17 protein-coding genes and 1 pseudogene are annotated in these 26,221 nt (G+C 73.5%); 11 read left to right on the top strand and 7 right to left on the bottom strand.

From position 1 onward, the window contains the following. Positions 1-22: 22 nt before the first annotated feature. From IF00_RS0121665 to glgP, 5 genes are all read left to right on the top strand, one after another. Positions 23-1,453, top strand: a complete 1,431-nt coding sequence (locus tag IF00_RS0121665; protein ID WP_030320470.1) for a 4-hydroxyphenylacetate 3-hydroxylase family protein — start codon at positions 23-25, stop codon at positions 1,451-1,453. Beyond that, entirely contained in the window at positions 1,450-2,883 is a 1,434-nt protein-coding gene (locus tag IF00_RS0121660) for an MFS transporter (protein ID WP_030320469.1), read from the top strand. The genes IF00_RS0121665 and IF00_RS0121660 overlap by 4 nt, the downstream gene beginning before the upstream one ends. Before the next feature lie 92 nt (positions 2,884-2,975). After that, a complete protein-coding gene (locus IF00_RS0121655) occupies positions 2,976-4,082 on the top strand; it encodes a monodechloroaminopyrrolnitrin synthase PrnB family protein (protein ID WP_037638798.1) in 1,107 nt (368 codons plus the stop codon). Between the two features lie 22 nt (positions 4,083-4,104). Beyond that, a complete protein-coding gene (locus IF00_RS0121650; protein ID WP_078944798.1) occupies positions 4,105-5,484 on the top strand; it encodes an FAD-dependent monooxygenase in 1,380 nt (459 codons plus the stop codon). A 129-nt stretch (positions 5,485-5,613) separates the two neighbouring features. Then, positions 5,614-8,181 carry an alpha-glucan family phosphorylase gene (gene glgP, locus IF00_RS0121645; protein ID WP_030320465.1) on the top strand — a complete coding sequence of 856 codons (2,568 nt, stop codon included), beginning with the start codon at positions 5,614-5,616 and terminating at the stop codon, positions 8,179-8,181. Between the two features lie 30 nt (positions 8,182-8,211). Here the strand turns inward: glgP and IF00_RS0121640 are convergent, their stop codons facing one another. The 4 genes and pseudogenes from IF00_RS0121640 to IF00_RS0121625 form a co-directional block, all read right to left on the bottom strand. Beyond that, positions 8,212-9,750, bottom strand: coding sequence for a sensor histidine kinase (locus IF00_RS0121640; protein ID WP_030320463.1), 1,539 nt, complete (start codon positions 9,748-9,750; stop codon positions 8,212-8,214). Continuing rightward, positions 9,743-10,399: a response regulator transcription factor gene (locus IF00_RS0121635; RefSeq protein WP_030320461.1), complete on the bottom strand. Its 657-nt coding sequence runs from the start codon at positions 10,397-10,399 to the stop codon at positions 9,743-9,745. The genes IF00_RS0121640 and IF00_RS0121635 overlap by 8 nt, the downstream gene beginning before the upstream one ends. 17 nt (positions 10,400-10,416) lie before the next feature. After that, positions 10,417-12,291: pseudogene (locus IF00_RS0121630) on the bottom strand (M4 family metallopeptidase); the annotation flags it as partial. A gap of 204 nt (positions 12,292-12,495) precedes the next feature. Then, entirely contained in the window at positions 12,496-13,410 is a 915-nt protein-coding gene (locus IF00_RS0121625; protein WP_030320458.1) for a TetR/AcrR family transcriptional regulator C-terminal domain-containing protein, read from the bottom strand. 125 nt (positions 13,411-13,535) lie between these two features. Here IF00_RS0121625 and IF00_RS0121620 point away from each other — a divergent pair, with 125 nt between their 5' ends. Beyond that, a complete protein-coding gene (locus IF00_RS0121620; protein WP_037638774.1) occupies positions 13,536-15,029 on the top strand; it encodes an MFS transporter in 1,494 nt (497 codons plus the stop codon). 45 nt (positions 15,030-15,074) lie between these two features. On the opposite strand, the gene IF00_RS0121615 is transcribed toward IF00_RS0121620, so the two are convergent. Beyond that, a complete protein-coding gene (locus IF00_RS0121615) occupies positions 15,075-16,901 on the bottom strand; it encodes an ABC transporter ATP-binding protein (RefSeq protein ID WP_037638772.1) in 1,827 nt (608 codons plus the stop codon). Continuing rightward, positions 16,898-18,748 (bottom strand): ABC transporter ATP-binding protein, encoded by a 1,851-nt coding sequence (locus IF00_RS0121610; protein WP_030320452.1) that lies wholly within the window; start codon positions 18,746-18,748, stop codon positions 16,898-16,900. The genes IF00_RS0121615 and IF00_RS0121610 overlap by 4 nt, the downstream gene beginning before the upstream one ends. Before the next feature lie 169 nt (positions 18,749-18,917). On the opposite strand from IF00_RS0121610, the gene IF00_RS0121605 reads away from it, so the two are divergent. The 4 genes from IF00_RS0121605 to IF00_RS0121590 are packed head-to-tail and all read left to right on the top strand — an operon-like array spanning position 18,918 to position 22,520. Continuing rightward, positions 18,918-19,823: an ABC transporter ATP-binding protein gene (locus IF00_RS0121605; protein ID WP_030320451.1), complete on the top strand. Its 906-nt coding sequence runs from the start codon at positions 18,918-18,920 to the stop codon at positions 19,821-19,823. Beyond that, positions 19,820-20,569 carry an ABC transporter permease gene (locus tag IF00_RS0121600; protein WP_030320449.1) on the top strand — a complete coding sequence of 250 codons (750 nt, stop codon included), beginning with the start codon at positions 19,820-19,822 and terminating at the stop codon, positions 20,567-20,569. Before IF00_RS0121605 ends, IF00_RS0121600 begins: the two co-directional genes overlap by 4 nt. Before the next feature lie 14 nt (positions 20,570-20,583). Then, positions 20,584-21,882 (top strand): sensor histidine kinase, encoded by a 1,299-nt coding sequence (locus IF00_RS0121595; RefSeq protein ID WP_106975853.1) that lies wholly within the window; start codon positions 20,584-20,586, stop codon positions 21,880-21,882. Beyond that, a complete protein-coding gene (locus IF00_RS0121590; RefSeq protein ID WP_030320446.1) occupies positions 21,879-22,520 on the top strand; it encodes a response regulator in 642 nt (213 codons plus the stop codon). Before IF00_RS0121595 ends, IF00_RS0121590 begins: the two co-directional genes overlap by 4 nt. 42 nt (positions 22,521-22,562) lie before the next feature. Here the strand turns inward: IF00_RS0121590 and glgX are convergent, their stop codons facing one another. Continuing rightward, complete coding sequence (gene glgX / locus IF00_RS0121585; protein ID WP_030320443.1) at positions 22,563-24,773, bottom strand: glycogen debranching protein GlgX; 2,211 nt, start codon at positions 24,771-24,773, stop codon at positions 22,563-22,565. Positions 24,774-24,976: 203 nt separating this feature from the next. Here glgX and IF00_RS0121580 point away from each other — a divergent pair, with 203 nt between their 5' ends. Further along, entirely contained in the window at positions 24,977-26,155 is a 1,179-nt protein-coding gene (locus IF00_RS0121580; protein WP_388306290.1) for a L,D-transpeptidase, read from the top strand. Positions 26,156-26,221: the final 66 nt, after the last annotated feature.

Raw genomic sequence — 26,221 nt, 5'->3', positions numbered from 1 at the left:
CCCGAGGAGAGGCGATACACCGGTGACGAGGTCCGGGCAGGAGTATCTGGAGGGGCTGCGCGACGGGCGCGAGATCTGGCTCGACGGGGAACGGGTCAAGGACGTCACCGCCCACCCCGGCTTCCGGTCCACCGCGGCCTCCTTCGCCGGGCTCTACGACCTCGCCGACGACCCCGTCCACCACCCCGTCCTCGTCCAGGGCGGGGTGCGCCGCGCGTACGCCGTGCCCCGCTCGTACGAGGACCTCGTCGCCCGCCGCCGCGCCTTCCGCACCACGGCCCGGGCCGGCTTCGGCTTCCTCGGCAGGACCCCCGACTACATGGCCGCCGGCGCGGCCGGGTTCGCCGCCGCGCCCGCCGTCTTCACCGGCGGCACCTTCGACGGCGCCGAGCACGCCCTCGCCTTCCACCGCCGGCTCACCGAGGGAGATCTGCACTGCGCGTTCACCCTCGGCAACCCGCCCCCGGGGCACGGCGGGGAGGACCTCACCCTGCGGGTCGTGGCCGAACGGGACGGCGGGATCGTCGTCCGCGGCGCCAAGACCGTCGGCACGGGCGCCGTCTTCGCCGACGAGATCCTCGTCGGCACCATCGAGCCGCTCCCCGCCGACGACCTCGCGCACGCCCTGACCTTCGCCGTACGGCTCGACACCCCCGGTCTCCGACTGATCTCCCGCACCTCGTACGAGGAACGCTCCCGGTCCGTCTTCGACCACCCGCTGTCCTCCCGGTACGACGAGAACGACGCGATGCTGGTCTGCGAGGACGTCTTCATACCCTGGGAGCGGGTCCTCACCTACCGGGACCCGGCCACCACCGGCGCCGTCTGGTGGCAGACCCCCGCCTACCTCAACTTCGTCCACCAGTCCGCGACCCGCTTCTGGACCAAGCTGGAGTTCCTCACCGGACTCGCGATCCTCATCACCCGCTCGAACGGCACCGAGAGCCTCCCGCCCGTGACCCAGGCCGTCGGCCGGCTCCTCGGCATGGTCGCCCAGGCCAAGGCCTTCGTCCTCGCCGCCGAGGCCTCGTACGAGGAGGTCGACGGCGGGCGCGGCGGCGTCCGCCCGGGGCAGGAGATCTCCTTCGCCCAGCGGATCATGGCCGGCGAGCTCTACCCGCGGGCCGTCCAGGACATCAGGCTCCTCGCCGGCGGCGCCCTCGTCCAGCTGCCCGCCAGCGGCCGTGACCTCCTCCACCCCGAACTCGGGCCGCTGGTCCGCCGCTACTTCGGCACCACCGGCCACCCCGCCGAGGACCGCGTGAAACTCCTCAAGCTCGCCTGGGACGCCCTCGGTTCCGAGTTCGCCGGACGCCACGAACAGTACGAGCGCCTCTACCACGGCGCCCCGCACGTCTACCTGACCATGCAGACCCGGGCCGGCGCCGCCGACGACTGCGAGCACCTCGCCCAGGCCTGTCTCGACGGCTACGGCCTCGGGACGACCCGGTGACGACGGCATCGGTACCACGGCGCGGGGCACTCGCCCTGCTCGCCGCCACCCAACTGCTGCTCATCATGGACACCGCGATCGTCAACGTCGCGCTGCCGTCCGTCGGCGAGGACCTCACCGCCGGCTCCGCGGGCCTCTCCTGGGTCGCCAACGCCTACCTCATCACCTTCGGCGGACTCCTCCTCCTCGGCGGCCGGATCGCCGACCTCCTCGGCCACCGGCGGGTCTTCCTCGGCGGCCTCGGCCTGCTCGCCGTCGCCTCCGCCGCCGGTGGTCTCGCCCCCGGCGCCGACGCCCTCGTCGCGGCCCGCGCCGCCCAGGGCGTCGGCGCCGCCCTCGCCGCGGCCGCCGCCTTCGCCCTGCTCCTGCTGCTCTTCCCCGACGGGCCCGCCCGGCACCGGGCACTCGGCGCGTTCGCCGCGATGGGCGGCCTCGGCGGGGTCCTCGGCACGGTCCTCGGGGGCGTCGTCACCGACCTCCTCGGCTGGCGCTCCACGTTCTGGCTGAACGTGCTGTTCGCGGCCGTCCTCGCCGTCCTCGCCCCCCTGGTCCTCGACCGTCGCACCGGCCCCGTCCGCCACGGCGGCTTCGACCTCGCCGGGACGCTCACCGCGACCGCCGGACTCGGACTCGTCGCCTACGCGCTCGTCGGCGCGGCCGACGCCGGGTGGCTGTCCGCCCGTACCCTCGGCGCCGGAGGAACGGGCCTCGCGCTGCTGCTCGCCTTCACCGCCGTCGAAGCCCGGGCCGCCGCGCCCCTCGTTCCGCCGTCCGTCCTGACCAGGCCCGCGCTCCGGCTGTCCAACACCCTGGCCGCGCTGGCCCAGACGACGCTGTTCCCGATGTTCTTCCTGGTCAGCCTCTACCTCCAGAACGTCCTCGGGTACGCGCCCCTCGGCGGCGGCCTCGGCCTGCTGCCGCTGTCGCTCGTCGTCGTCGCCGTCGCCCCGCAGACCGGCCGGCTCATCTTCCGGATCGGCCTGCACCGGACCATGACCCTGGGATTCGTCCTGCTGTGCGCGGGGACGCTGTGGCTGGCCCTGGCACTCACCCCCGACGGCGGCTTCGCGAGCACCGTCCTCGCCCCGAGCCTGCTCCTGGGCGCGGCCCTGCCGCTCGTCATGGTCACCACGAACGTGGCGGCGACGGCGGAGGCCGCGGCCGAGGAGACCGGACTCGCCTCCGGACTCGTCAGCACCAGCCAGCAGTTCGGCTCCGTCCTCGGCCTCGCCGTCCTGGTGGCCGTCGCCACGAGCCGTACGGAGGCCGTCGACGCGTCCCGCGCGGCCGCCGAGACCTCCGGATACCGCGCCGCCCTGCTCACCGGTGCCGCCTTCGCCGGCGCGGCCGCACTGCTCGCCGTACGCCTCCACCCGCCCGGACGGGTTCCGGAACCGACCCCCGTGCAACAGGTCCCGGACCGCCGCTGATCCGCCTCCCACCAGAAACACTGCCCACGACCACCGGCCGGTGAGCCGTGCCTCTTCGGCGAACCGAGCCCCGGAATACAGGAGCCCCCGTGCTGTTGGGCGATCCGCGTCACCGCACCGAGGACATACGAGCCGCCGACCCGCTCGGCGCCGACGGCCTGCTCGCCGCCGTGCCCGCGATGAACGCCGACGCCGACGTCGCCGCGCTCACCGTCGCGCTGCGCGCCCTCGTGCCGGACATCGACCGGGCCGCCCAGTGGAGCGTCGGCCACGCGCTCGCCGCCATGCGGGACCTCGGCATCCTGCTGGGCTCGCTGAAACGGCACGGCGTGCAGCCCCTCGCCGTCGTACCCGAAGCGCTGCCCGTCCTCGAACTCCTCGGCCGCCGTACCGACATGGTTCCGAGGGACACCGTCCACCACTACACGATCTGGAACCCGCCCGGCTCCCGCCGCCGCTCGTACACCGGCCACCCGGCCGAGGCCCGGCTCCAGGACGCGGTACGGATGGTCTTCCCCGGCCTCGTCGCCGCGCTCGACGACTGCGCCCGGGTCGCCCGCCTCGAACCGTACGACCCGGGCTTCGCCACCGCCCTCGACCGAGTGGCCCGCCATGTGCGGGCGATGGTCGACTCCATCGACGTCACGGTGGCGCACGTGCCCGCGGAGCACTTCGCGGTCACGCTGCGCCCCTACTTCGAGGAGATCGAGGTGGACGGCCGGAACTATCTCGGCCCGGCCGCCGCGCAGGTTCCGCTCTGGCTGGTCGATCTGACGCTGTGGCAGTGCGACCGCTCCGACCCCTCCTACGAGGCCTTCCTCGCCGAGTCCGTGCCGTACGCGCTGCCGGCCTGGCGCGCCTTCCACACCCGCCACCGGGGCGGCGTCTCGGCGGTGAGCAAGCTGTCGGCCGCCGTCAGCTGGGAGGGCGCGGACCGGCTGCCGCCCTCGCTGACCGCGTCGGCGGAGGCACTCGGCCGGGTGCTGCGCCTCCTGAAGACGTTCCGCGCCCGGCACCTCGGCATCGCCCGCAGGGCGTACAGCGAGGAGACCCGGCTGTACGAGGAGGGCAGCGGCGGGGCCCCGGTCGCGCTGCTGCGCTCGATCCTGGATCTGACCAGGGAGAACGAGACCATGGTGCGCCGCGCGACCGTGCGGCGCCGTCCCGCAGGGGCCCCCGTCGGGCCGTCGGCCGCGTAGCGGCGCCGAAGGAGCAGTCGTCATGTCCCCCCACACCCCCTCCGCGTTCCTCCCGGTCCACGGCCGCCGACCGGCGCCGGACTACGGGCTGAGCCCGCACATCGTGATCGCCGGCGGCGGCATCGCCGGCCTCACCGCCGCCCTCTCCCTGCACGCAGCCGGCTTCGAACGGGTGACGGTCGTGGAGACGGCGCCCGCGATCCGCCCGGTCGGCGCCGGGCTCAACCTGATGCCGAACGCCGTCCGCGAACTGGACGCGCTCGGCCTGCTCGACGCCCTGGAGGCGGGCGCCCTGCGCACCCGCGAACTGCGCTACTACCACCGCTCCGGCGGGCTGATATCCCGGGAGCCGCGCGGCCTCGGCGCGGGCCACCTCTGGCCGCAGCTCTCGGTCCACCGCGGGCACCTCCAGCAGGTCCTCGCCGGCGCCGTGCGAGCCAGGCTCGGCCCCGCCGCCCTGGTCACCGGGGTCCGGGTGAGCGGCGTGGAGCCGACACCGGACGGGCGGCCGCGACTGCGGCTCGAACACCGGGAGGGCGCCGTGCACGGCCGAGCCTCCCTCGAACCGGACGTACTCGTCGGCGCGGACGGCATCCGCTCGACGGTGCGGGCGGCGCTGCACCCGGGGGAGGGCGGGCCGTCGTGGAACGGGATGCTGGTGTGGCGGGGAGTGTCCCGGATGCCGGCCAGGGCGGTGGGCTCGTTCATGCTCATCGCCGGCGACGACCGGCAGAAGGCCGTCGTCTACCCGATGGGCCGGCCGACCGGGCCCGACCGGGAGGTCCTGGTGAACTGGGCGGTCGCCCGCCCGGCCGAGCGCACCTGCGGGTCCCGGACGGCGTCGGGGGAGGAACGGCTCCTCGGCGACTGGAACCGGTCCGTCCCCGTCGAGACGTTCCTCCCGTTCTACGAGGGCTGGGAGTTCGACGGCGTCAGCGTCCCCGGCATCCTGCGCGCCGCCGACTCCGCGTACGCCTACCCGATGGTCGACCGCGAGCCCCTGGACCGGTGGACCCACGGACGCACCACCCTCATCGGCGACGCCGCCCACGCCATGTACCCGACCGGCTCCAACGGGGCGACCCAGTCGATCATCGACGCGCGCGCCCTCGCCCACGCCCTCGCCCGGCACGCGGACCCGGAGGACGGCCTCGCCGCCTACGAGCGGGACCGCCGCCCCGTCACCACCGCGCTCCAGCGGGCCAACCGTGACAGGGGCCCCGAGGTCGTCATCGACCTCGCGCACGCGCGTGCCCCGCACGGCTTCACCGACATCCACGAGGTCATCCCCGCCGAGGAACTCGCCGCCATCGCCTGCCGGTACGCCACCACCGGCGCCTTCGACCCGGCGACCGTGAACCAGGGCTCCCCGTACGAGGTTCTCCTGCCGGCCATCGGCTGACACGCGCCCCACCGCTCCCCGTGCGCCGTCGCACGACGGGAGAGGTGTGCCCTAACGTCTGAGCGGAACGACGGACGCACAGCGTGGTGCGTCCACTCCGCTCCGTACTCGCCTGCGAAGGTGGAACGCGTGAAGGCAATCCGTCGATTCACCGTGCGTCCCGTCCTCCCCGACACCCTTCGACCCCTCGCCGACCTCGCGCACAACCTGCGCTGGTCCTGGCACGAACCCACCCGTGTCCTCTTCGAATCGCTCGAACCCCCCGGCCCGGCGACGCCTGCCGGCGGCACCGACCCGGTCCGGATCCTCGGCGCCCTCGAAGGCCCCCGGCTCGCCGCGCTCGCCGCCGACCAGGACTTCCTGGCCCGGCTCCGGGCCGCCGCAGAGGACCTCGACACCTATCTCCACGCCCCCCGCTGGTACCAGCGGCAGGCCGCCGACGCGCCCGCCGCCCTCGCCTACTTCTCACCCGAGTTCGGCGTCACCGCCGCCCTGCCCCAGTACTCCGGCGGCCTCGGCATCCTCGCCGGCGACCACCTCAAGTCCGCAAGCGACCTCGGCGTCCCGCTCATCGGCGTCGGACTGCTCTACCGGCACGGCTACTTCCGCCAGTCCCTCGGCCGGGACGGCTGGCAGCAGGAGCAGTACCCCGTCCTCGACCCCGGCGAGCTGCCGGTCACCCTGCTCCGCGAGGCCGACGGCGCTCCCGCCCGGATCACCCTCGCCCTGCCCGGCGGGCGCAGCCTGCACGCCCACCTCTGGATCGCGCAGGTCGGCCGCGTCCCCCTCCTCATGCTCGACTCCGACGTCGAGGAGAACGCCCCGGGCGAACGGAGCGTCACCGACCGGCTGTACGGCGGCGGCAGCGAGCACCGGCTCCTGCAGGAGATGCTGCTCGGCATCGGCGGCGTCCGCGCCGTCCGTACGTACACCCGGCTCACCGGCACCCCCGCGCCCGAGGTCTTCCACACCAACGAGGGCCACGCCGGCTTCCTCGGCCTCGAACGCATCCGCGAACTCCAGGGCGAGGGACTCGACTTCGACAGCGCCCTGGAGGCCGTCCGCGCCGGGACCGTGTTCACCACCCACACCCCCGTCCCGGCCGGCATCGACCGCTTCGACCGCACCCTGGTCGCCCGCCACCTCGGCGAGGACGGCGCGCTCCCCGGCGTCGACACCGGGAAGGTCCTCGCGCTCGGAGACGAGACCCCGCTGGGCGGCGAACCGGGCGTCTTCAACATGGCCGCCATGGGACTCCGCCTCGCCCAGCGCGCCAACGGCGTCTCCACTCTGCACGGGGCCGTCAGCCGGGCCATGTTCGCCGGGCTCTGGCCGGGCTTCGACGCCGACGACGTGCCGATCACCTCCATCACCAACGGCGTCCACGCCCCCACCTGGGTCGCCCCCGAGGTCGGCCGGCTCGGCCCCGACCCCGCCGACCGCGAGCTGTGGGAACTCCGCCGCACCCTGCGCGAACGGCTCGTGACCGACGTACGGGAGAGGCTGCGGGCGTCCTGGCGGCAGCGCGGAGCGGCAGCCGCCGAACTCGGCTGGACCGACTCCGTCCTCGACCCCGACGTCCTCACCATCGGCTTCGCCCGCCGGGTCCCCTCGTACAAGCGGCTCACCCTCATGCTGCGGGACAAGGACCGGCTGCGGGCGCTGCTCCTGCACCCCGAGCGGCCGGTGCAGCTCGTCGTCGCGGGCAAGGCCCACCCCGCCGACGACGGCGGGAAGCGGCTCGTGCAGGAACTCGTCCGGTTCGCCGACGACCCCCGGGTCCGGCACCGGATCGTCTTCCTGCCCGACTACGGCATGGCGATGGCCCGCGGTCTCTACCCCGGCTGCGACGTCTGGCTCAACAACCCCCTCCGTCCCCTGGAGGCCTGCGGCACCAGCGGCATGAAGGCCGCGCTCAACGGCTGCCTCAACCTCTCCGTCCTCGACGGCTGGTGGGACGAGTGGTTCGAGCCGGACTTCGGCTGGGCCATCCCCACCGCCGACGGGGCCGCCGCCGCGGACGAGGACCGCCGCGACGACCTGGAGGCCGCCGCCCTCTACGAGCTGATCGAACGCCGGGTCGCCCCCCGCTTCTACGACCGGGGCCCCGACGGCGTCCCGGCCGGCTGGACGGCGATGGTCCGCCGCACCCTCACCGACCTCGGCCCGAAGGTGCTCGCCGACCGCATGGTCCGCGAGTACGTCGAGCGGCTCTACGTCCCCGCCGCGGCCGCCCGCCGGGCGCTCACCCCGGACCGGGCGCGGGACCTCGCCGCCTGGAAGGCCCGGGTCCGGGAGGCCTGGCCCCAGGTGACCGTCGACCGCGTCGAGGTCGGCGACGACCTCGCGGACGACCTCGCCGACGCGGAGCTCGGCGCGACGCCCGTCGTCCGGGTCCGGGTCGCCCTCGGCGCCCTCGCCCCCGACGACGTCGAGGTCCAGGCCGTCACCGGCCGGGTCGACGCCGACGACACCCTCGCCGACACCCGGACCGTCCCGCTGAAGCCGGCGGGCGGCCCGGACCTGGAGGGCAGGCAGCCGTACGAGGGCACCCTGGCACTCGACCGCACCGGCTCCTTCGGCTGCACGGTCCGCGTCCGCCCCTCCCATCCGCTCCTCGCCCACCCGGCGGAACTGGGCCTGGTGGCCCTGCCGGAGGAGACGACGGGGGAGGGCGCGGGGGTGCTGCTCCGGTAGGTGTCCGTGTCCCGGCCCGATCGGCACCTCCTAGGGCACCTCGGCCTTGTCGGCGAGGTGCCCGCCGACGAAGCACAGCCGGTACACCGGTACGGCGGCCAGCATCGTCGAGCGGTAGTACCGGCACTCGTCCATCCCGGGCGGCTCCGGCGGAGCCACGTGCGGTGCGGCGTCCAGGGGGTGCTCGGGCCAGTCGTCGATGGTCTCGTCGAGCTGCGCGGGGGTCTGACCGGTCCTGATCCTCGCGTAGTCGTCCGGCTCCAGGTACGACTGGGCCTGCGTCCACGCGGCGACCCCCAGCATCAGCACGCCGAGCGCGGCGAGGAGCGCGAGCGGGATCCAGATCGCCCGTGCCAGGCCCTTGCGGACCTCGCGGCGCGCCAGGTCCAGCTCCCTGGCCGAGGTGGGGGCGGCGGGCAGCGGCGCGGGGGCCTTGCGGGGCAGCACGGCGGTCAGGGCGAAGCCGCCGTCCTCGGTGGCGCGGTGGGTGAGGGTTCCGCCGGCGAGGCGGACCCGTTCGCCGAGGCCGACGAGGCCGGTGCCGCCGGAGCCTGGGGAGGGCCCGCCCGTGCCGGGACCGCTGACCACCTCGACCCGTACCGTCGCCGCCTCGTCGTCCTGCGGTGTGACGGCGATCGAGACCGCCGCGCCGGGAGCGTGCTTGGCCGCGTTGGTGAGACCTTCCTGCACGACCCGGTGCAGGGCGAGCCCCGACATGCCCGGCAGTGTGGGCACCGGCGTCGTGGCGAGGGTGACCGTGAGCCCCGACGCGCGGGCGCGGGCCGCCAGTTCCTCGACCGTCTCGCCGGCCGGGCTCGTCGGCGCCGCGTCGTCCTCCTCGCGCAGGACGCCGATGATGTCGCGCAGCCGGGCCGTCGCGTCCGCCGCCGCGCGACGCAGCTCGCCCACCGCCCGCTGCTGGTCGGGGCCGAGGTGCGGGGAGACCTCCAGGGCGCCCGCGCGGATCGCGATCAGGGCCAGGTCGTGGCCGAGCGAGTCGTGCATGTCGCCCGCGATCCGGGACCGCTCCCGCAGCCGCTCCCGGTCGGCGATCGCCGCCTGCTCGCGTTCCATCCGGTCCGCCAGCTGCCAGCCGCTCTGCACGAGGCGGTCGTACTGGCGTACGTACCGGCCGATCAGCCAGGGCGCGACGACGGCGAGGGCGAGCGCGAGGAGCAGCGTGAACCACTGGCCGAGCGAGGTCCGGGTGACCCAGGTGAGGACGAGACCGGTGGCCGCGATCGCGCCGAACAGCCAGAGTGCCGCCCGGGTGTGCTCCTGGCGCCGCCCCGCGAGGTACCCGAAGGCGACCAGGGCGAGGCTGTACGAGGGGGTGAACAGCTCCAGGGTGGCCGGCAGGCTCGCCGCGACCGCGGCCGCGAGCGACACCAGCGGCCACCTCCGGCTGACCGCGACGCAGCCCGCGAGGACCACCACGCCCACGGCGACCCGGGTCCAGCTGCCGCCGTCGTTCGGGTCCGACTTCAGCAGGACCGGCACGCAGAGCAGCAGCCACAGGAGGAGGTCGAAGAGGCGCTCGCGGACCGGCTCGCGCGGCGCCTCACGCATCGGTCACCAGGCCCGCCTCGTATGCCAGGACCGCGAGCTGGACCCGGTTGCGCAGGCCCAGCCGGCCGAGGACCGCGCTCACATGGGCCTTGACGGTGCCCTCGACGACGTACATGCGGTCCGCGATCTCCTGGTTGGAGAGCCCGGCGCCGAGCAGGGCGACGACCTCCCGCTCCCGGCCGGTGAGCCGGTCGAGGCGGGCGCGCGCCGCGGCCGCGCGGGTGAGGCGCTCGCCGCCGAGGGTGTCGATGACCCGGCGGGCGACGATGGGGGAGAGGGCGGCGCCGCCGCCGGCCACGGCCCTGACCCCGGCGATCAGTTCGCGCGGGTCCCCGGACTTGAGCAGGAAGCCGCTGACGCCGCAGCCGAGGGCCCGCGCGATGTACGCGTCCTCGGAGAAGGTGGTGAGCATGACGACGGCCGCGCCCGGGACGGCGCCGCGCAGTTCCTCGGCCGCGCCGAGTCCGTCGAGCCGGGGCATCCGGATGTCCAGGAGGACGACGTCGGGGCGGTGCTCGCGGGCGAGCTCGACGGCCTCGCGGCCGTCGCCGGCCTCGGCGACCACCTCGATCCCGGGGTCGGTGGCGAGGATGGCCCGCACCCCGGCCCTGATCATCGTCTCGTCGTCGGCCAGCAGCACCTTGATCATGGCTCCCAGGGTACGGAGAGGCTGTAGACCGAGCCGTCCGGGGCGACGAGGTCGACGACGAGGTCACCGCGGTAGGTGTGGACGATGTTCACGTCCACCTTGAGGGTGGAGGGCGCGTTACCCGTGACACCCGTGACGTTGACCGTCGAGGTCACCGCGGCGCCGTTGTCCGGGATGGACACGTCGGCCGTGTTCTCGAAGACCTTGCCCGGCTGCGGCTCGCCGCCACCGGGGCGGGAACCGACGGCGATGGCGGCCCAGGCGTGCTCGACCGCGAGCACCTCGGGGCTGCCGGCGCCGTACAGCTCGGTGGCCACCGCGACGGTGCCCGTGCGGGCGCCGGCGTAGTTGGTGTTCGAGCTGAACTTGGTGGTGAGCGCCTTGAACCAGATCAGCGAGGCCTTGTCACGGCCGATGCCCGTGACGGGCAGGCCGTCGGAGGTCGGCGAGTCGTAGTTCACGCCGTTGACGGTCTTGGCGCCGCTACCCTCGGAGAGCAGGTAGTACCAGTGGTTCGCCGGGCCCGAGGAGTAGTGGACGTCGATGCCGCCGAGGCCCGAGTACCACGAGTCCTTGGACGAGCCGTCCTTGCTCGGCTTGTCCATGTAACGCAGCGGGGTGCCGTTGCCGCGGATGTCGATCTTCTCGCCGACGAGGTAGTCGCCCTTGTCCTGGGCGTTGTTGGCGTAGAACTCGACGGCCGCCGCGAAGATGTCCGAGGTGGCCTCGTTGAGGCCGCCGGACTCGCCGCTGTAGACCAGGCCGGCGGTGTTGGAGGTGACGCCGTGCGTCATCTCGTGCGCCGCCACGTCGATGGAGGTCAGCGGCTTGGTGTTGCCCGCGCCGTCGCCGTACGTCATGCAGAAGCAGGAGTCCGACCAGAAGGCGTTGACGTACGCGTTGCCGTAGTGGACCCGGGAGTACGCGCCGACGCCGTCACCGCGGATGCCGGAGCGGCCGTGCACGTTCTTGTAGTAGTCCCAGGTGAGCGCGGCACCGTAGTGCGCGTCGGCGCCCGCCGTCTCCTTGTTCTGCGGCGTGCCGTTGCCCCACACGTCGGTGGTGTTGCTGAACAGCGTGCCGGTGCCGGACGTACCGCCGTTGAGGTTGTACGTCTTGTGGTTGCCGCGGCCGGTGTCGGTCAGCGTGTACGAGGGCGCGGTGCCGAGCGTCACCTGGCCGCTGTACATCGTGTTGCCGGTGCCGGTCTCGATGGCCTGCCACTCGAAGAGCTTCGCGCCGGTCTTCGCGTCCGTCACGACGTGCAGCTCGTTCGGGGTGCCGTCGTGCTGGAGGCCGCCGACGACGGTCTCGTACGCGAGGACGGGGCTGCCGTTGGCGGCCCAGACGACCTTGCGCGGCGCGCGGTCGGCCTTGGCCTTGTCCGAGCCGTCCGCCTGGGCGAGGCCGACGGCCTGCTTCTCGGCGGCGGCCGGGGCCACGGTGGCGGAGGTGGAGATGTTCTTGAGCTCCGCGCGGGTGGACTTGGTGACACCGGTGGTCGCGCCGGCCTTGGTCTCGGCGACGATCAGGTCGCCGCCCAGGACGGGCAGTCCGGCGTAGGTGCGCTCGTAGCGCGTGTGGGTCGTGCCGTCGCGGTCCTGCACGACGTCACGGACGACCAGCTTCTCCTGGGCGCCGAGGCCGAGTTCCTTGGCCGTGGCGGCCTTGCCGGCGTCCGCCGCCTTGATGAGCGCGGTGCGCTCGGCGGGGGTGAGGTCGGCCGGGAGCTTGCCGGGGTTCGCCGAGGTGCCCTGCTGGGCCTTCGGGGCGATGCTCCAGGGGGCGTCCGCCGCGGTGGCGGCACCCGTCTGGACGCTCACGGCGAGCATGGCGGCGGCAGCGATCAGAGCGCCGGTCGCGGTGGCGCGACGGCTGGGCGTGGATCTCACGCAGACTCCTTCTTGCGAGGGGGGTACCGGCGGACTGGGTCGGGCCAGCCGGGCGGAGCAAGCAGAGCTGTGGAGCACGTTCGGGTGAAGCGGCGAACTCTGGTGCGAAGAGCCGGGGAGAGAGTGACAGGAATGACGGGGACCTGTCAGGAGTGCGTCGGTAAGTTGGCCGGAAATCGTTCGCTGCTCGTAAGGCCGTGTTCGTTAACCGGACGTTTCGTCGATCAAGGACGCGATGCCGTCCAATGTTCGCCCGAGCCCGAATTCGAAGAGCGTCCGCAGATCGAGACCGAACCAGTCGATGCTCGTCACCGAGGACAACTCGGGGTAAGCGCCACCCGATTGGATCGCGTCGAATCGTGGCTCGTTCTGTTCCATCCACTCGCCGTCAGAGATGCCCGAATCCTGTCGGGCCTGCGCCTCCAGATCGTCCGCCATCGACAGCCCCTGGACGTAGGCGAAGATCGCCAGATGGGTGTGGAGCTTCTGGACGGCGGTGAGCGGCGTACCCCTCAGCGCCCGCAACATCCACTCCGTGTACGCCATCGCGTTCGGCGTCGCCACGGGCCGCGTGTACGAGGCCATCGCGTGCGCCAGCCACGGGTGCCGGGCGTACACGTCACGCAGCCAGTGCGCGCCCTGCTCCAGACCCGTCCGCCAGTGCGCGGGGACCGGACCGAGAGGGACCTCGCCGCATGCCGCGTCCGTCATCAGCCGGATCAGCTCCGGCTTGCCCGGGACATGACGGTACAGGGCCATCGTCGAAACGCCGAGCCTCGTCGCCACCCTGCGCATCGTCAGGGCGTGCAGCCCTTCCGTGTCGGCGAGTTCGAGGCCCGCGGCGACGATCTCCTCGCGGACGAGGGGAGCCGCCGTCCCGCCCAGGCCCCCGGCGCCCTTCGCCACCGGCACGACCACCGTGCCCACCCCCGGCTCGGGCCGGGCCAGGCCCTCCTGACGCAGGACCGCGAGCGCCTTCGTGGCCGTCGCCATGGCCACGCCCCACTCGCGGGTGATCGCCCGCGTCGAGGGAAGCCTGTCCCCCGGGCCCAACTCGCCCACCTGCACACGGCGACGGAGCTCGGCGGCGATCGCGAGGTAGGGCGGCTGGGTCGTCATGAGGGGAGCGTACTAGTGCACCGAGACAGCCGTACGCGCCGCTGAACTGCCCTTCGCCGAGCGGGAGTCCAGGTGCACTAGGGCGGGAGTGGCGACGTACGCAGACCGCTGCTTCCCTCCTCCCCATGACACTCACCGCACAGCCGGAGCCCGTCGCCGGGCCAGGTCCCGCTCGCGCCGGCCGACGTGAATGGACGGCCCTCGGCGTCCTGATGCTGCCGCTGCTCCTCGTCTCCATGGACGTGTCCGTCCTCTACTTCGCCATCCCCTCCATCAGCGCCGACCTGCGGCCGGGAGCCACCGGACAGCTCTGGATACTCGACATCTACGGCTTCGTCCTCGCCGGGCTCCTCGTCACCATGGGCGCGCTCGGGGACCGGATCGGGCGCCGCAAGGTCCTGCTCGGCGGCGCGGCGCTGTTCGGCGTCGCCTCCGTGGCCGCGGCCTACGCGCAGAGTCCCGGCGCGCTGATCGGCGCCCGTGCCCTGCTCGGCATCGCCGGGGCCTGCCTCATGCCCGCCACGCTCGCCCTGATCCGGGTGCTGTTCGCCGACCCGGCGCAGCGCGCGAAGGCCGTCACCCTGTGGACCTCGGTGATGGCAAGTGGCATCGCCCTCGGGCCCGTTGTCAGCGGCGCGCTCGTCGAGCACTTCTGGTGGGGGTCCGTCTTCCTCGTCAACCTGCCGGCCATGGCCCTGCTCCTCGTCCTGGGACCGCTGCTGCTGCCCGAATCCACAGGGGCCGTCACCGGACGGTTCGACGTCCTCAGCGCCGCCCTCTCGCTCGGCGCGCTGCTGCCGCTCATCCACGGCGTCAAGGAGCTGGCCGAGGACGGCTGGGCCCCCCTTCCGGCGGGCGGTGCGGCCGTGGGGCTGCTCGTCGGTCTGCTGTTCGTCCGCCGGCAGGCGCGACTCGCCCACCCCATGGTCGACCTCGCTCTGCTGCGGAACCGGGCCTACGGCGGTTCCGTCCTCGCCAATCTGCTCGCGATGGCGGCGACGGTCGGCTTCGCCGTCTTCCTCACCCAGTACCTGCAGTCCGTCCTGGGCCAGAGCCCGTTGGAGGCGGCGCTCTGGAGCCTGGTGCCGACCGCGGGGGTACTGGCCGCCGCGCCCACGGCCGCGGCGCTGGCCCGGAAGACGGACCGGGCGTACGTGATGGCCGGCGGCTTCCTCGTGGCCGCTGCCGGCTTCGCCCGGCTGGCCGGCATCGACCGTGCCACGCCCCTGTGGGTCGTCATCGTGGGCAGCGCCGTCTACGCGGGCGGGCTCGTCTCCGCGATGACCCTGGCCAACGAACTGGCTCTCGGCGCCGCGCCGCCCGAGCGGGCCGGGTCCGCCGCCGCCGTTCTGGAATCGGGGGCCGAGCTGGGCGGAGCGCTCGGCATGGCGCTCCTGGGCACGTTGGGCGCGGCGGTCTACACCGGCGCGATGCCCGCGGACGCGCCGACCGCGGCGCGCGAGACCCTGGGCGGTGCGCTGACGGCCGGCCCTTCGGTGCTGGACGCCGCGCGGACCGCGTTCGTCGACGCGATGGGGGCGGTCTCCGTGGGGGCCGGGGTGCTGATGGTGGCCTCGGCCGCGCTGTCGCTCGCGCTGCTGCGCAGGGCAGGAGCCTGAAACGCGCCCCGCAACGGCTCCCACGGCACCCCCACGGGTTCGGGCTCAGCCCACCAGACTCTCCCGCCAGGCCTGGTGCAGCCCCGCGTAGTGTCCTTCGCCCGTCACCAGGTCCGCGGGTGCACCGTCCTCGACGATCCGACCCGACTCCATCACCAGCACCCGGTCCGCGACCTCGACCGTGGACAGACGATGGGCGATGACGACGGCCGTGCGACCCGCCAGGACCGTGTCCATGGCCCGCTGCACCGCCCGTTCGCCCGGGACGTCCAGCGAGCTGGTGGCCTCGTCGAGGATCAGCACCGCCGGGTCCGCGAGCAGCGCCCGCGCGAAGGCGACCAGCTGGCGCTGGCCCGCCGAGATGCGGCCGCCCCGTTTGCGTACGTCCGTGTCGTAGCCGTCCGGGAGTCCCTTGATGAAGTCGTGGGCCCCGATCGCGCGGGCCGCGTCCTCGATCTGCGCGCGGGTCGCGTCCGGGCGGCCGATCGCGATGTTCTCGGCGACCGTGCCCGAGAAGAGGAACGCCTCCTGGGTGACCATGACGATGCCCCGGCGGAGGTCCGGGGTGGTCAGGTCTCGGAGGTCCACACCGTCCAGGCGCACCGCGCCGTCCGTGGGGTCGTAGAAGCGGGCGAGGAGTTTCGCCAGCGTGGACTTCCCCGCACCCGTCGCCCCCACCACCGCGACCGTCTGGCCGGCGGGGATGGTGAGGCCGAAGGCGGGGAGGACTTCGCCGCCCGTGCGGTAGGCGAAGCGGACCTTGTCGAAGGTGACCTCGCGGCCCGGGGAGCCCGTGCGGGCGGGCAGGGCGGCGGGGGTCGTCGTCTCGGGGACTCCGGGCTCCTGTGCCAGGAGGCCCGCGATCTTGCTCAGGGACGCGGCCGCCGACTCGTACGAGTTGAGGAACATGCCGAGCCGGTCGATCGGGTCGTACAGGCGCCGCATGTACAGGACCGCCGCCGCCAGGACGCCCAGTTCGAGGGAGCCCGAGGCCACCCGGTGGGCGCCCCAGAGACACATGCCGGCGACCGCGGTGTTGGCGACGAGCCGTGACCCCACCACGTAGCGGGCCATCTCCAGGAGCGCGTCGCCGTTGCTGCGCTCGTGCCGGTGGTTGAGCGCCGCGAACTCGGTCTCGTTCACCCGCTCCCGGCGGAACGCCCGTACCGGACGGATGCCGTTCATCGTCTCCGCGAACTTCACGATGACTCCGGCGATGGCCGTGGACCGCTCGGCGTACACCGCTCCGGCACGGCGCCGGTAGACGCGTACCAGGAAGGAGAGGGGCAGGAAGGACGCCACCGCCACCGCGCCGATGCCCAGGTCGAGGTAGAGGAGGATCGCCGAGATCGAGACGAAGGACAGGACGACGCCGATCAGTTCCTGCAGCCCCTCCGAGAGGAGCTCCCGGAGGGATTCGACGTCGGTGGTGGAGCGGGAGATGAGCCGGCCCGAGGTGTACCGCTCGTGGAAGTCGACGCTCAGGATCTGCGAGTGGCGGAAGATGCGGCCGCGCAGGTCGAGGAGGACGTCCTGGTTGATGCGGGCCGCGCCCCGCACGAAGACGTACTGGAGGACGCCGGAGAGCGCCGCGCAGAGCAGGTAGCCGAGGGCCACCGCGAGGACGGGGCCGTGGTCGCCCGCCCGGAAGGCGGGGACGCCCGTGTCGATGGCGTACGCGACGAGGAGGGGACCGGCCTGGACCGCGCCCTCCTTGACGAGGAGCACGAGGGCGGCGACCGCGACCCGTACGCGGTGGGCCGAGAGGAGCGAGCGGAGCAGGGTGCCCGTCGCTCCGGGGGGCGCCGGGAGGTCGTCGCGGTCGAAGGGGTCGCCGGTCCGCTGTTCCGTCTGTTCCGTCTGCGCAGTCATCGGTTCCCGCCCTCGCCTTCGCCGGACATGAGCCAGGCGTACTCCTCGCTGCTGCGCAGCAGTTCGTGATGGGTGCCCACGGCCGCGATACGGCCCCGGGACAGCAGCGCCACGCGGTCGGCCAGCATCACCGTCGACGGGCGGTGCGCCACCACGAGGGCCGTGGTCTCCCGCAGGACCTCCCGCAGGGCCGCCTCCACGCGGGCCTCCGTGTGGACGTCGAGTGCGGACAGGGGGTCGTCCAGGACCAGGAAGCGGGGGCGGCCGACGACCGCCCTCGCGAGGGCCAGCCGCTGGCGCTGTCCGCCGGACAGGCTCAGGCCCTGCTCACCGACCTGGGTCGCTGCGGCCTCGGGCAGCCGCTCGACGAAGCCGTCGGCCTGCGCCACGCCGAGGGCGCGGCGCAGTTCCGGCTCGCCCGCCGTTCCGTCCGCGCCCATCAGGACGTTCTCCCCGACGCTCGCGGAGAAGAGGGTCGGCTCCTCGAACGCCATCGACACCAGGGACCGCAGCCGGTCCCGCTCCATCAGGGCGATGTCCTCGCCGTCGAGGAGGATGCGGCCGGCCGAGGCCTCGTGCAGCCTCGGTACGAGGGCGGTGAGCGTGGTCTTGCCGGAGCCCGTGCCGCCGACCAGGGCCAGCGTCTCGCCGGGGCGGATGTGCAGGTCGATGCCGTCCAGGACGGGCGGGGAGTCCGCCGGCGCGTCCGGGTAGCGGAACGACACGCCTTCGAAGCGCACCCCGCCCGGTCCGCCGGCCGTCGTGCCCGGGGCGGCCCGGTCCGGGGCGGCCGAGGTGCCCCCGCTGGCCGGGGCGGTGTCCGGCTCCTCCTCGGCGTCCATCACCTCGAAGTAGCGTTCCGTCGCGGTCGCCGCCTCCTGGCTCATCGCCAGCAGGAAGCCGATCGACTCCACCGGCCAGCGCAGTGCCAGGGCCGTCGACAGGAACGCGACGAGGGTGCCCGCCGACAGGTCCCCGTCCGCCACCTGGACCGTGCCGAGGACGAGGGCCGCACCGATGGCCAGCTCCGGTACGAAGGTGATGACCGCCCAGATCAGCGCGAGCAGCCGGGCCTTGACGAGTTCGGTGCCGCGCAGCCGGCCGGAGAGCTCCCGGAAGGCCGTCGCCTGGCTGCGATGGCGGCCGAAGCCCTTGACGATGCGGATGCCGAGGACGCTCTCCTCGACGACCGTCGTCAGATCGCCCACCTGGTCCTGGGCACGGCGCGCGACCACCCCGTACCGGCCCTCGAAGATCGAGCAGACGACGACGAGCGGGATGACCGGGGTGAGGAGGACGAGCCCGAGGGACCAGTCCTGGGCGAGCAGCAGGACGTAACCCGCGAGGATCGTCACGGCGTTGACCAGCAGGAACGTCAGCGGGAAGGCCAGGAACATCCGGACCAGCATGAGGTCGGTCGTGCCGCGGGAGAGAAGCTGGCCCGAGGCCCACCGGTCGTGGAAGGCGATCGGGAGCCGTTGCAGCCTGCCGTACAGATCGGCCCGCATCCGCGCCTCCACCCCCGAGAGGGGCCGGGCGACCAGCCACCGCCGGTATCCGAAGAGCACCGCCTCGGCGATGCCGAGCAGCAGGAGGTAGAGCGCCCCCAGCCACACGCCGCTCGGGTCCCGGTCCGCGACCGGCCCGTCGACCAGCCACTTGAGGACGAGCGGGATCACCAGCGACAGACAGGACGCGACGATCGCGACGAACGCGGCCGTGAACAAGCGCGCCCGCACGGGCCGCACGTACGGCCAGAGCCGGAGCAGCGTCCGCACGGCGGAGCGGTCGTGGGCGTCGTGGGGATCGGGGGCGGGGGGCTCTGGGGCGACAGGTTTCTCGGGCATCAGGCCCGACCCTACGGTTCACCACTGACACGTCTCATCCTGTTTTCCGGCCAGGCGGAGGCACGCCCCGGACGGCCGTGGGTCGTACCGTCATCAACCGATCGGTTGATGGCCAGGACGAGCGGAACGGCCGATACCCGTGCCGCGCCCCGGCCGACAGCCTTGGGGCATGACAGCGATCGAGGTGCAGGGACTGCACAAGACGTACGGCGGCCGGAAGGTCGTCGACGGGGTCTCCTTCGACGTCGGCGAGGGAGAGATCTTCGGGATCCTCGGCCCCAACGGCGCCGGCAAGACCACCACCGTGGAGTGCGTCGAGGGGCTGCGGACCCCCGACGAGGGGCGGGTGCGGGTCTGCGGGTACGACCCCACGACCCAGCGCTCCGAACTCACCGGGGTCCTCGGGGTCCAGCTGCAGGAGAGCGAGCTCCAGGCCAGACTGACCGTTCGCGAGGCGCTCGACCTGTACGCCTCCTTCTACGAGCGGCCCGCCGACCGGCACGCGCTCGCCGAGCGGCTCGGGCTGCTGCCCCACCTGAGGACCCGGTTCGGGAAGCTGTCGGGCGGACAGAAGCAGCGGGTCTTCATCGCTCTCGCACTCCTCGGCGACCCCCGGGTCGTGGTCCTCGACGAGCTCACCACCGGCCTCGACCCGCGGGCCCGCCGCGAGGCCTGGGAGCTCGTCGAATCGATCAGGGACAGCGGGGTGACCGTCCTGCTCGTCACCCACTTCATGGAGGAGGCGCAGCGCCTCTGCGACCGGATCGCCGTCCTCGACCGGGGCCGGATCGCCGCGCTCGACACCCCGGAGGGGCTCATCGGGCGGTCCGCCGCCGCCAAGGAGATCTCCTTCGCCGCCGGCACCCCGCTCGATCCCGCGGACCTGCGGGCGCTGCCCGGGGCCGCCTCCGTCGCGACGAAGGACCGCCGGACCATCGTCAGCGGCACGGAGGAGACCGTCGCCGCCTTCGTCTCCCTCCTCGCCCGCCGGGGCGTCACGGCCGGGCAGCTCCGGGTCGCCGACGCCACCCTCGACGACGCCTACCTCGACCTGACGGGATCCGAACTCCGATGAGCACCACCAGCCCCGCCGCGGCCGTCCTGCGGACCGAGATCCGCCTCTTCACCCGCGAACCCGGCGCCCTGTTCTGGGTGATGGCCTCACCGACCGTGCTGACCGTGATCCTCGGTCTGATCCCTTCCTTCCGGGAGGCCTCCGAGGACCTCGGCGGTCGCCGCGTCATCGACCTCTACGTCCCCGTCTCCGTTCTCTTCGCCCTCATCATGGCCGCGGTCCAGTCCATGCCCGCGGTCCTCTCCGGCTACCGCGAACGCGGCATCCTGCGCCGCATGTCCACCACCCCGGTCCGGCCCGCGACGCTGCTCGCCGCCCAGATCGCGCTGTACGCCGCGGCCACCCTGGTCTCCGCGGTGCTGGTGATCACGGTGGGGCGGCTCGCCTTCGGCGTCGCCCTGCCGGGGAACCTCGTGGCATACGTCCTCGCCCTGCTGCTGACCGTGGCGGCCGGTCTGGCCCTCGGCGCCACCGTGTGCGCGGTCTCCCGGACCCAGGGCATCGCCTACGCCGTCGGCTCGGCCGTCGCCTTCCCCGCCATGTTCACGGCAGGCGTCTGGGTGCCGGTCCAGGCCATGCCGGATACGCTGCAGCGGATCGTCGGGCTCAGTCCGTTCGGCGCCGCCTCGCAGGCCCTCGACGCGGCCGCCTCGGGCGGCTGGCCCGGCTGGACGGAGCTCGGGGTGCTGGCCCTGTGGACGGCCGTCCTGACCGGCGCCTCGGTGCGCTGGTTCCGCTGGGAGTGAGAGGGGGCGGCGGGGTGCCCACCACCGTCGAGGAGCGCTGGCGTCAGTTCTTCCGCTGGGGGCCGTACGGACTGCTCGGGGTCGCCACGGCGATCGCGGCGGCGTCGGCGGACGTGTTCATGGACCGTACGGAGCGGGTGACGGCCGGTGTCCTGATGGCGGCCGCGCTCCTCCTCCACGTGCTGTGGGACCACCGCTGCCGTCGGGTGGTCGCGGCCACCGGGTGGGGGTCCGAGCCGCCCGACGGCGGACCCGTTCTCGTGCCGGGAGTGCCGGGGCCCGCCCCCGTCGTCCACTTCGCCCTCCGTACCGCCCTCGCCTTCGCGCTGACCTGGCTCAACCCGTTCTTCGCGATCTACGCCTGCGTCGGCTACTTCGACGCCGTTCATCTGCTGCCCCGCCGTCTCGCCCACGCCGGACTCCTCGCCACCGCCGTCACCATGGCCGGCTCGCAGTCCGGCGGACTGCCGCCCGCCTCGCTCACGCAGTGGCTCGCCTTCGGCGGCCTGTTCGCCCTGAACGCCTGCCTGGCCATGGGCTTCTCGCACCTCGCGACCAAGGACGCGGAGAAGGCCGCCGAGCGCGCCGCCACCATCGCCGAACTCGGCCGTGCCAACAGCCGCCTCGAACAGGCCCTCGCCGAGAACGCCGCACTCCAGGCCCAGCTGCTCCTCCAGGCCCGCGAGGCCGGGATCGCCGACGAGCGGCGGCGGCTCGCCGCCGAGATCCACGACACCATCGCCCAGGGACTCACGGGGGTCATCACCCAGCTCCAGGCCGCGCACGCCACCCCCGACCGGGAGCGCGCCGAGGCGCACCTGCGGAGGGCCGCCGGCCTCGCCCGGCACAGCCTCGGCGAGGCCCGCCGTTCCGTGCGGAACCTGGGCCCGGCCGCCCTGGAGCACGACGCCCTGCCGGAGGCGCTGCGCAAGACGGTCGCCGAGTGGGCGGAACGCACCGGTGTCGACGCCCGGTTCACCGTGACCGGGACCGAGGAGCCGCTCCACGACGAGGTCGCCGCCACGCTGCTGCGGATCGCCCAGGAGGCCCTGTCCAACGCGGCCCGTCACTCCGGGGCCGCCCGCGCCGGCGTGACCCTCTCCTACATGGGGGACGAGATCACCCTGGACGTACGGGACGACGGCCGGGGCTTCGACCCGCTGGCACGGCCCGGACGCGGGTGCGACGGCGGCGGGTTCGGCCTCGACGGCATGCGGGCCCGCGCCGAGCGCCTCGCCGGCTCCGTCGCCGTGGAGACCGCTCCGGGCGAGGGCACGGCGGTCTCCGCTCGCGTACCGTTGGGCACGCCATGACGGACATCACGCTTCTGATCGTCGACGACCACCCCGTCGTGCGGGACGGCCTGCGCGGCATGTTCACCGCCGAGGGCTCCGGCTTCCGTGTCGTCGGCGAGGCCCCCGACGGCGTGCGAGGAGTCGGACTCGCCCTAGAGCTCGATCCCGACGTCGTGCTCATGGACCTGCGCATGCCCGGCGGCAACGGCGTCGACGCCATCGCCGAGCTCACCCGGCGCGGTGCCCGCTCCCGCGTCCTCGTCCTCACCACGTACGACACGGACACCGACACGCTCCCGGCGATCGAGGCGGGCGCCACCGGCTACCTCCTCAAGGACGCGCCCCGGGAGGAGCTGTTCGCCGCCGTGCGGGCCGCCGCCGAGGGCCGTACCGTCCTCTCCCCGGCCGTCGCCTCGCGTCTGGTCACGGCCGTCCGAACCCCCGCCGTCACCGACCGGGTGCTCTCCGCCCGTGAGGCCGAGATCCTCGCGCTCGTCGCGAAGGGGACGGCGAACCGCGCGATCGCGGCGGAGCTCTTCATCAGCGAGGCCACCGTGAAGACCCACCTCACCCACATCTACGCCAAGCTGCTGGTGAACGACCGCGCGTCCGCAGTCGCCGCGGGTTACGACCGGGGGATCCTCGGGCGCGGCTGAGCAGCGCACCGGCCACGGGGCCGGGGCTCCGGCCCCGGCACCTCACGCCCGCACCCGCAGCAGTACCACCGACCTGGCCGCCACCGTGATCGTCCCGCCGCCCGGGTGTTCCGTGCCCGGTGGCGCCGACTGGTCGTCGACGCCCGTGTCCACGACCAGTTCGTACGTCTCCGCCCACGGGGGGCCGGGGAGGCGGAAGTCCAGGGGGCGGGAGCCCGCGTGGAGGACGGCGAGGAAGCTGTCGTCGGTGATCTGCTCGCCGCGCTCGTCCCGGCCCGGTATGTCGCGGCCCGAGAGATAGAGGCCGAGCGTGGCCGTGGGCGCGTACCAGTCGGGTTCCGTCATCTCGGCGCCCTCCGCGGTGAACCAGGCCAGGTCCCGCAGCCCGTCCGCGCCCTGGGGGCGACCGGAGAAGAAGGCGCGGCGGCGCAGGACCGGATGGTCGTGGCGGAGGGCGAGGAGCCGGCGCGTCAGGGCGAGGAGCTGGGCCCGGCCGGGGGCGTCCGGGAGGGTCCAGTCGAGCCAGCCGATGGCGTTGTCCTGGCAGTAGGCGTTGTTGTTGCCGCCCTGGGTGCGGCCCATCTCGTCGCCGGCGACGAGCATCGGGACGCCGGTGGAGAGGAGCAGGGTGGTGAGGAGGTTGCGCTGCTGGCGGAGACGGAGGGCGTTGATGCCGGGGTCGTCGGTCTCGCCCTCCACCCCGCAGTTCCAGGAGCGGTTGTCGTGGGTGCCGTCGCGGTTGCCCTCGCCGTTGGCCTCGTTGTGCTTGCGTTCGTACGTGACGAGGTCCCGCAGGGTGAAGCCGTCGTGCGCGGTGACGAAGTTGACGGAGGCGTACGGCCGGCGCCCGCCCCAGGCGTACAGGTCGCTGGAGCCGGAGAGCCGGTAGCCGAGGTCCCGGACGTCGGGCAGCGCGCCGCGCCAGAAGTCGCGGACGGCGTCCCGGTAGCGGTCGTTCCACTCCGTCCAGAGCGGCGGGAAGGCACCGACCTGGTAGCCGCCGTTGCCCACGTCCCACGGTTCGGCGATCAGTTTGACCCGGCGGAGCACCGGGTCCTGGGCGATGACCGCGAGGAACGGGGAGAGCATGTCGACGTCGTGCATCGAGCGGGCCAGGGCGGCCGCCAGGTCGAAGCGGAAGCCGTCGACGCCCATCTCCGTGACCCAGTAGCGGAGGCTGTCGGTGATGAGCCGCAGCACCTGCGGCTGCACGACGTGCAGGGTGTTGCCGCAGCCCGTGTAGTCCGCGTAGCGGCGGGCGTCGGACTGGAGCCGGTAGTAGCCGCGGTTGTCGATGCCCTTCAGGGAGAGCGTGGGGCCGAGCTCGCCCGCCTCCGCCGTGTGGTTGTAGACCACGTCGAGGATGACCTCGATCCCGGCCGCGTGCAGCGCCCGCACCATCCGCTTGAACTCGCCGACCTGCTGGCCGGTCGTCCCCGAGGAGGAGTAGCCGGCGTGCGGGGCGAAGTAGCCGATGGAGTTGTAGCCCCAGTGGTTGCGCAGGCCCCGCCGGAGGAGGTGGTCCTCGTGCGCGAACTGGTGCACCGGCAGCAGCTCCACCGCCGTCACCCCGAGGCGTACGAGGTGCTCGACGGCCGCCGGGTGCGCCAGACCCGCGTACGTGCCCCGCAGATGCTCGGGGATGTCCGGGTGGAGCCGGGTGAAGCCCTTCACGTGCAGCTCGTAGATGACCGAGTCCTGCCAGGGCGTCTTGGGCCTGCGGTCGTCGGACCAGTCGTCGTCGTCCTGGACGACGACCCCCTTCGGGACGTACGGCGCCGAGTCCCGCTCGTCGCGGACGGTGTCGGCCACGTGCTGCTGCGGCCAGTCCCGGACGTGCCCGTACACCTCGGGTGGCAGTCCGGAATCGCCGAAGTCGCCGTCGACGGCCCGCGCGTACGGGTCGAGGAGGAGCTTCGCGGGGTTCCAGCGGGCCCCCGTCCACGGGTCCCAGCGGCCGTGCACCCGGTAGCCGTACCGCTGTCCGGCCCCGATCCCCGGCACGAACCCGTGCCAGATCTCGTGCGTCAGCTCCGTCAGCGGCAGCCGAAGCTCCGTGCCGTCCGGGTCGAAGAGACAGAGCTCGACGGCCTCCGCCCCGCCGGCCCACAGGGCGAAGTTGGTGCCGGCCACCCCGTCGGGGCCGACCCGGCAGCGGGCACCGAGCGGCGTCGGCGCGCCCGGCCACACGGGCGGCCCGGCCCGCTCCGGGGCATGGTCAGGTACCGCCTCCTGCTCGGCTGCGCTCGTCACCGTCCCGGCCTCCAGCGGCTCGTCGGGCCCGCACGCCGGGGAGCGGCGGCGTCCCGGCCGCCGCTCCCGCGCGTGGTTCTCCCCCTGTTCTTCCCGAACCACCCGGCTCCCAACATGACCCGCACGCACGTTTCCCCTGGAGGGTGGCTCTCGTTGGGCCGAGCGTGACACTTGTATGGAAGCGGGCGAGGTACGCCCTCGCGGTGGCGGGACTGTTGGCGGGCCTCGTGGGCTGCACGGCGCCGGACGGTGAAGGCGGGATCGACATCGGCCTGCCGGGCAAGGCGCGGGCCCCCGGTGACGTCATCCGGGTCAGCCCGGAGGACGGCAGCCGGGGGTTGCCGGCCGAGGGTCCGGTCGAGGTGAAGGTGGACAGCGGGCGACTCGAACGGGTGAGCGTCGTCCAGGTGGATGACGGCAGACGGACCCAGGTGGCCGGTGAGATCTCCGCCGACGGGCTGCGCTGGCGGCCCCGGCCGGAGACCCGGCTGGCGCTGGCCGCGAAGTACACCGTGGACGCCGTCGCGCTCGACGCGCACGGCCGGCGCTCCGCCCGGCACACCACCTTCACCACCGTGGTGCCCGAGAGCCGCTTCATCGGCTACTTCAAGCCGGAGAACCGTTCCACTGTCGGCACCGGCATGATCGTTTCCTTCGGCTTCAACATGCCGATCGAGAACCGGGCGGAGGTCGAGCGGGCCATCCGGATCACCTCTGTGCCTCCGGTGGAGGTCGTCGGCCACTGGTTCGGCAAGGAGCGGCTCGACTTCCGGCCCGCCGCGTACTGGCGGCCGGGCACCGAGGTCACCGTCGAACTCGGCCTGCGGGACGTCGAGGGAGCACCCGGCGTGTACGGCATCCAGAGCAAGACCGTCGGGTTCACCGTCGGCCGCTCCCAGGTGTCCGTGGTCGACGCCGCCGCCCACACCATGGAGGTCAGGCGGGACGGCGACGTCCTCGCCACCGTGCCGATCACCGCGGGAGCGCCGAAGACCACCACGTACAACGGGAAGATGGTCGTCACCGAGCTGTACGACGTGACCCGGATGAACGGGGCCACGGTCGGTTTCGGCGGCGAGTACGACATCAAGGACGTGCCGCACGCCATCCGTCTCACCGACTCGGGCACCTTCCTGCACGGCAACTACTGGGCCGACCCGAGCACCTTCGGCTCCGCCAACGTCAGCCACGGCTGCGTCGGGCTCCGGGACGACAAGGGCGGCAGCGCCGAGTCCCCGGCGGGCTGGTTCTTCGAGCGGACCCTCATCGGCGACGTGGTGGAAGTGGTGAACTCCCGTGACCGAAAGGTCGCTCCCGACAACGGCCTCGGAGGCTGGAACATGGAGTGGAGCCAGTGGAAGGCCGGCTCCGCGCTGAGCTGACGCCCTCGTCCCCCTCGTACCGCCCGGCACGTTCGGCCCCTTTCGTTGTCTTAGCAGGTCGATCGG

This window comes from Streptomyces flavochromogenes, assembly GCF_000717595.1.
GTDB lineage: Bacteria > Actinomycetota > Actinomycetes > Streptomycetales > Streptomycetaceae > Streptomyces > Streptomyces flavochromogenes.
Note: the sequence above shows the minus strand (reverse complement) of the source record. Positions and strands in the feature narration are given on the sequence as shown.

What these genes read in the sequence shown, in the direction of transcription:
- IF00_RS0121615 (WP_037638772.1), bottom strand. Translation starts at nt 16,901, where the DNA reads ATGACTGCGCAGACGGAACAGACGGAACAGCGGACCGGCGACCCCTTC.
- IF00_RS0121600 (WP_030320449.1), top strand. Translation starts at nt 19,820, where the DNA reads ATGAGCACCACCAGCCCCGCCGCGGCCGTCCTGCGGACCGAGATCCGC.
- IF00_RS0121635 (WP_030320461.1), bottom strand. Translation starts at nt 10,399, where the DNA reads ATGATCAAGGTGCTGCTGGCCGACGACGAGACGATGATCAGGGCCGGG.
- IF00_RS0121650 (WP_078944798.1), top strand. Translation starts at nt 4,105, where the DNA reads ATGTCCCCCCACACCCCCTCCGCGTTCCTCCCGGTCCACGGCCGCCGA.
- IF00_RS0121640 (WP_030320463.1), bottom strand. Translation starts at nt 9,750, where the DNA reads ATGCGTGAGGCGCCGCGCGAGCCGGTCCGCGAGCGCCTCTTCGACCTC.
- IF00_RS0121610 (WP_030320452.1), bottom strand. Translation starts at nt 18,748, where the DNA reads ATGCCCGAGAAACCTGTCGCCCCAGAGCCCCCCGCCCCCGATCCCCAC.
- IF00_RS0121620 (WP_037638774.1), top strand. Translation starts at nt 13,536, where the DNA reads ATGACACTCACCGCACAGCCGGAGCCCGTCGCCGGGCCAGGTCCCGCT.
- IF00_RS0121605 (WP_030320451.1), top strand. Translation starts at nt 18,918, where the DNA reads ATGACAGCGATCGAGGTGCAGGGACTGCACAAGACGTACGGCGGCCGG.
- IF00_RS0121625 (WP_030320458.1), bottom strand. Translation starts at nt 13,410, where the DNA reads ATGACGACCCAGCCGCCCTACCTCGCGATCGCCGCCGAGCTCCGTCGC.
- IF00_RS0121590 (WP_030320446.1), top strand. Translation starts at nt 21,879, where the DNA reads ATGACGGACATCACGCTTCTGATCGTCGACGACCACCCCGTCGTGCGG.